The organism is Paracoccus sp. (in: a-proteobacteria) (assembly GCF_030536915.1).
Lineage (GTDB): Bacteria > Pseudomonadota > Alphaproteobacteria > Rhodobacterales > Rhodobacteraceae > Paracoccus.
The window spans coordinates 1-3,050 of the sequence record NZ_JAUNPC010000043.1; the positions used below are offsets into that span (position 1 = coordinate 1).

4 protein-coding genes are annotated in these 3,050 nt (G+C 67.5%); 2 read left to right on the plus strand and 2 right to left on the minus strand.

Features of this window, described 5'->3' with window-relative positions; all coding sequences use genetic code 11:
- Together Q4F04_RS08940 and Q4F04_RS08945 are read right to left on the minus strand one after the other, a co-directional pair.
- Window positions 1–665: SDR family NAD(P)-dependent oxidoreductase (locus Q4F04_RS08940; RefSeq protein ID WP_303369492.1), on the minus strand; the 665-nt coding region annotated here is incomplete at its 3' end.
- Window positions 662–1,777: an NAD-dependent epimerase/dehydratase family protein gene (locus Q4F04_RS08945; protein ID WP_303369493.1), complete on the minus strand. Its 1,116-nt coding sequence runs from the start codon at window positions 1,775–1,777 to the stop codon at window positions 662–664. The genes Q4F04_RS08940 and Q4F04_RS08945, both read right to left, overlap by 4 nt.
- A 135-nt stretch (window positions 1,778–1,912) precedes the next feature.
- Between Q4F04_RS08945 and Q4F04_RS08950 the strand changes: the two genes are divergently transcribed.
- Window positions 1,913–2,506 (plus strand): histidine phosphatase family protein, encoded by a 594-nt coding sequence (locus Q4F04_RS08950; RefSeq protein WP_303369494.1) that lies wholly within the window; start codon window positions 1,913–1,915, stop codon window positions 2,504–2,506.
- Between the two features lie 11 nt (window positions 2,507–2,517).
- Window positions 2,518–3,050: DUF1698 domain-containing protein (locus Q4F04_RS08955; protein ID WP_303369495.1), on the plus strand; the 533-nt coding region annotated here is incomplete at its 3' end.

Consider the following 3,050-nt stretch of genomic DNA (forward strand, 5'->3'; position numbering starts at 1 on the left):
GCGACCCAGCCCTGGTCCTCGGTCCCCATCTGGCGCTGGCCGTAGATGCAGGACATCCGCAGAACGCAGGTGGGCACCCCGTAGCTGCGGGCATAGTCCAGCACATACTGGTCCGCCGCGCCCTTGGAACAGCCATAGGGCGTGTGGAAATCCAGGGGGCGGGCCTCGCCGATGCCGTGGGCGCGCACGTCCCGGTCAGTGGGCTGGTATGCCTCGCCTTCCAGCGCGAAGTCGAGGTCGGCGAGGTCGCCATAAACCTTGTTGGTGGACGCGAAGATCAGCGGCGTGCCATCGTTCTTGGCGCGTAGGGCTTCCAGCAGGTTCACCGTGCCGATCAGGTTGATCGTCATGTCCTCAATGGGTTCCACCATGCTGGTGGTCACGGCGACCTGCGCGGCGAGGTGGAAGACCACCTTCGCCTCTCGCGCCGCCGCCGCCATGCGGGCGCCGTCGCGGATGTCGGCCTGGATGTGCTCGATGCGGTCGCCGTGGCGGGACTGCAGCCAAGCGAGGTTGCGTTCCACGCCGGGGCGGCTCATCGCGTCATAGACGATGACCTGGTGGCCGTCCGCGGCCAGCCGGTCGGCGAGGTTCGAGCCGATGAAGCCCGCGCCCCCCGTGACCAGCACCGGGCGGGAATCGGCGGATGCGTCGGTCCGCGTCATGCCACCAGCCCGCGCTTGTCGAGTTCCGCCCGCATCTTCTCGACATTGTCCACGGCGGTCTGGCTGGCGACCCATTCGGCGAGTTCGGCCAGCCCCTCGCGGAAGTCGGTATCGGCCCGGAAGCCCAGCTTTTCGGCGGCAAGCGTGGTGTCACAGAAGCAATGCCGGATGTCGCCGATCCGCGCCTTTCCGACGATCAGGGGCTCCAGGTCGTTGCGGCCCATGGCACGGCCCAGTTCCTGCGCGACCTCGGTCACGGAACGGTCATTGCCGGAGCCGATGTTGAAGGTGCCGCCCGCCGCCTGGGGCAGCGACAGCGCCTCGGCGAAGGCACGGGCCACGTCCGAGACATGGACGAAGTCGCGGCGCTGCTCGCCATCCTCGAAGATCATCGGCGCCTGGCCGTTCAGATAGCGCGAGGCGAAGATCGCCAGAACGCCCGTATAGGGGTTCGACAGGGCCTGCCCCGGGCCGAACACGTTGAAGAGGCGCAGGCACACGCCCTCGATCCCGTAGGGGGCTGACATGATGTGGGTCGTGCGCTCCTGCACGAACTTGTTCAGCGCATAGATGGATGCGAGGTTCGGGCGCTTCCATTCCGGCGTGGCGACCGGCACCAGCGGGCGGCCCTGCGCGTCGGTCGGGTCCCACTGCTTCAACCCGTCGCGGATGCCCTCGCGCTCGGCGTCCTCGACCATCGCGCCGTCGGCGTCCCGGTAAAGCCCCTCGCCATAGATCGACATCGAAGACGCGGTGACGACCCGGCGTACGGGGTTGTCGATCAGCTTCTCGAACAGGACGGCGGTGCCGACGTCGTTGGTCGAGGTGTAGCGCTCGACCTCGTACATCGACTGTCCCACGCCGACCTCGGCGGCAAGGTGGATCACGCTGTCCACGCCCTTCAGCGCGCGGGCTACGGAAGCCCCGTCGCGGACGTCGCCGTGGATGAACTCGGCCTCGCTGTTCAGCGTCTCGGGGCGGCCCGCGCCCTCGCCGTGCACCTGGGGGATCAGCGCGTCCAGCACCCGGACCTGGTGGCCGCGGCGCAGAAGTTCGTCCGCGACGAAGCGGCCGATGAAGCCCGCGCCTCCCGTGATCAGAACCTTTTCCAACTTGTCCCCGTCTGTTTCTTGGAAATTGAAGCAGTCTCAATGTCGTGATGTAAAAGCCTTCATGCGACAAGGGTTCCATCTTCTTCTTCATCTTTGTTGCTTGACATGGTTTTTCCGGCACAGCGGGGGATTGGCATGGGCGTTCTGATCGGACTGGTCCGCCACGGATCGCATGACGACCTGGGCACATGGCTGAGCGGGCGGACCCGCGACGTGGCGCTGAACGCCGCGGGCCGCGAGGAAACGGCGGCCCTTGCGCGGCGGCTTGCGGGGCGCGGCGTCACGGCGATCACCACCAGCCCGCGGCGGCGGACGGTCGAGACGGCAGACATCCTGGGCGCGGGGCTGAACCTAGTGCCCGTCCTTGCCCCCGACCTCGACGAGATCGACTTCGGCGGCTGGTCGGGCCGACGCTTCTCCGATCTGGACGGCGAACCCGCCTGGGACCGTTGGAACGCCGCGCGCGGGACGGCACCCACGCCGGGCGGAGAGACGATGGCCGCGGCGGTCGCCCGCGCCATGCACCACATCGACCACCTTGCGGGGCAGGGCGGCGGGCCGGTCCTCTGCGTCAGCCATTGCGACGTGATCCGGGGGGTGGTCGCGCAGGTGCTGGGGCTTTCCCTCGACAACCTGCTGCGGTTCGAGATCGCCCCGGCCTCGGTCAGCTGGCTGATGGCGCATGGACAAGGGACGGGGCATGTCATAGCCGTTAACGGCACTGCCTGACGGAACGGTTCATGAACGCAACGCAGATCGCAGAGAGAATCGAGGCGCTTGGCCCCTGGTTCCAGAACCTCGACCTGAACGGTGTCCGCACCGCCCCACAACATTTTCTAGGCGATTACCCCGCCGAAAAGTTCGCCCGCTTCGCCCATCTCGTGCCCGAGGACCTGACCGGCAAGACCGTGCTCGACATCGGTTGCAACGCCGGTTTCTACAGCTTCGAGATGCGCCGCCGGGGCGCCTCGCGCGTCCTTGGGATCGACAGCGACGCCCGCTATCTGGCGCAGGCGCGGCTGGCGGCCGAACTGCTGGACGCAGACGGCGTCGAGTTCCGCCAGATGGGCGTCTATGACGTGGCGCGCTTGGGCGAACGCTTCGACCTCGTGATCTTCATGGGGGTTCTCTACCACCTGCGCCACCCGCTGCTGGCGCTGGACCTGATCCGCGAGCATGTCGCGGGCGACATGATGCTGTTCCAGACGCTGACGCGCGGTCCCGACACGGTGGCCGAGCCTGCCGAGGATTACGACTTCTCGGACGACGCCCA